General features: G+C 36.9%; 2 protein-coding genes. Both read left to right on the forward strand.

The genetic code is table 11. The annotated features are described in order from the left end of the window. Positions 1-212 precede the first annotated feature (212 nt). The gene (locus P20495_RS11125; protein WP_007379106.1) at positions 213-1,286 is read left to right on the forward strand and encodes a sensor histidine kinase; all 1,074 of its coding nucleotides are present in this window, start codon (positions 213-215) and stop codon (positions 1,284-1,286) included. Beyond that, positions 1,283-2,107 (forward strand): LytTR family DNA-binding domain-containing protein, encoded by an 825-nt coding sequence (locus tag P20495_RS11120; RefSeq protein WP_007379105.1) that lies wholly within the window; start codon positions 1,283-1,285, stop codon positions 2,105-2,107. The genes P20495_RS11125 and P20495_RS11120 overlap by 4 nt, the downstream gene beginning before the upstream one ends. Positions 2,108-2,156: the final 49 nt, after the last annotated feature.

Raw genomic sequence — 2,156 nt, forward strand, 5'->3', positions numbered from 1 at the left:
ATCAGCGGTGCTGAACTTTGCGTTAAGGCTCTTAAAAATTAAGACAGTTGGCAGTGCTAAACATTCTTATAAATCGATATAATGTGTAAATATAATTATTATTAAAAGTTAATTTTACGCTGTTTTTTATTATCAAAATAAGAAAATATCAGGCCAAGCGAAAAGTTGATTTTATATAATTAGGCTTTAACACTGTGGAGTAAAAGTAAATTTTGAACTGGCAATCGTTAGTTGATAACCGACAACGCTTTTTTTGGCTTTTGCAAATTGCAGGCTGGATTGGTTATGCACTGGTAAATTACATCGGCTCTAAAGTATTTGAAATGCGTGATATTTACGTGTTTGTTATTTTACTCAATGCTTATGCCGGCTGTTTAATGACAGTGCCACTTCGTTATATCTATCGCACAATATGGAACGCCTCCCCTTGGGTGCTTATGTTGGTGGTATTTGGTGCCTCTTACATAACCGGTACTTTGTGGGCGGTGGTTCAAAAGTTCAATCTATGGGAAATTTACCGACACGGATATAGACCTGAAGAGTGGTTTTATTACTTACAACAGGGTTTAGATTCAGTTTATATTATACTGTGTTGGAGTGGTTTATACTTTGGCGTTAAGTATTATCAATTGCTACAAGGTGAACGGCAAAAGGCGTTAAAAGCGACAACCATGGCACATGAAGCGCAATTGAAAATGCTAAGATATCAACTAAATCCTCATTTTTTGTTTAACACACTTAACGCAATTTCTACATTGATTTTGGTGAAAGAAAATAAAGATGCTAATTTAATGGTCTCTAAACTTAGTGACTTTTTGCGTTATACATTGAATACTGATCCGATTAAAAAAGTTCCGTTAGAGCAAGAGCTTCATGCGCTTATGTTATACCTTGAAATTGAACGTGTGCGATTTGACGAACGATTAAAAGTAAACGTTGAAGTAAGCGAAGAAGCTAAGCAAGCATTGTTACCGAGCTTAATTTTGCAACCTATTATAGAAAATTCAATTAAGTACGCTATTGCACACTTAACAGAAGGCGGTGTGATTGATATTAAAGCGCAAGTGTTTGCTAATGAGTTACTGTTAGAGGTTGGCGATAATGGTCCTGGAACAGAAATAAAAGATGGTCAACTCGTCAATGCCCAAGGGGTTGGTGTCGCAAACACAAAAGATAGATTAAAAACGCTCTACGAAAATAATTATTCGTTTGTATTATCACATAATACGCCAAGTGGATTAAAAGTTAATCTGCGAGTACCGTTTGAGAAGGCTGTGAAGAAATGATAAAAATAAAAACACTTATTGTTGATGACGAACCATTAGCACGTAAAGGTTTAGATGTAAGGCTTGCAGAATTTACAGACATTGAAGTAATTAAATTATGTAGCTCTGGTGCTGATGCAATTGAAACATGTAAAAACGAAAAAATAGATTTGGTATTTTTAGATATTCAAATGCCAGGCATGAATGGGTTTGAAGTCGCACGAGCACTTAGCGAAAGTACGAAAGTATTACCTGCGATTGTGTTTGTAACTGCATTTGACCAATTTGCAGTGAAAGCGTTTGAGATTCATGCATTAGATTACATTTTAAAACCCGTTGACGATAACAGACTAAAACAGGCGGTAGAGAAAGTGCATACCTATTTAAAAACGCAGCAAGACAACGCCCATAAGAAAAAACTAGCGAGTTTTGTAGCCGGTATTACAGGTAATAATTGCGAAGAAATACTTAAGAAGTTAGCCACTGGCGATACATTGACAGACAGACGCTACCCAGAGTCGTTAGCCGTAAAAGAGCAGGGGGAAATTATTCGCGTTCCGGCAGCAACAATCCAATGGGTAGATGCAGCTGGCGATTATATGTGCCTACATTGCCAAGATGGACAAACACATATTTTACGTAAAACAATGAAAGAGCTAGAGCAAGAGCTAGATCCTCATTTGTTTGTCCGCGTTCACCGAAGTGCCATTGTTAACACAAAGCAAATTAGTAAATTGGTTACACAAGTTAGTGGTGAGTACTTGTTGGTGCTTGAAAATGGACAAGAACTAAAAGTAAGCCGAAGCTACCGAGATAAAGTAAAAGCGGCATTAGCAAGTTAAAGCCAACGTTTTTATTACAGGCACAAAAAAATGCGAGCTTAGACTCGCA

The sequence above is a fragment of the Pseudoalteromonas sp. BSi20495 genome, assembly GCF_000241185.1.
In the GTDB taxonomy this organism is placed as follows: domain Bacteria; phylum Pseudomonadota; class Gammaproteobacteria; order Enterobacterales; family Alteromonadaceae; genus Pseudoalteromonas; species Pseudoalteromonas fuliginea.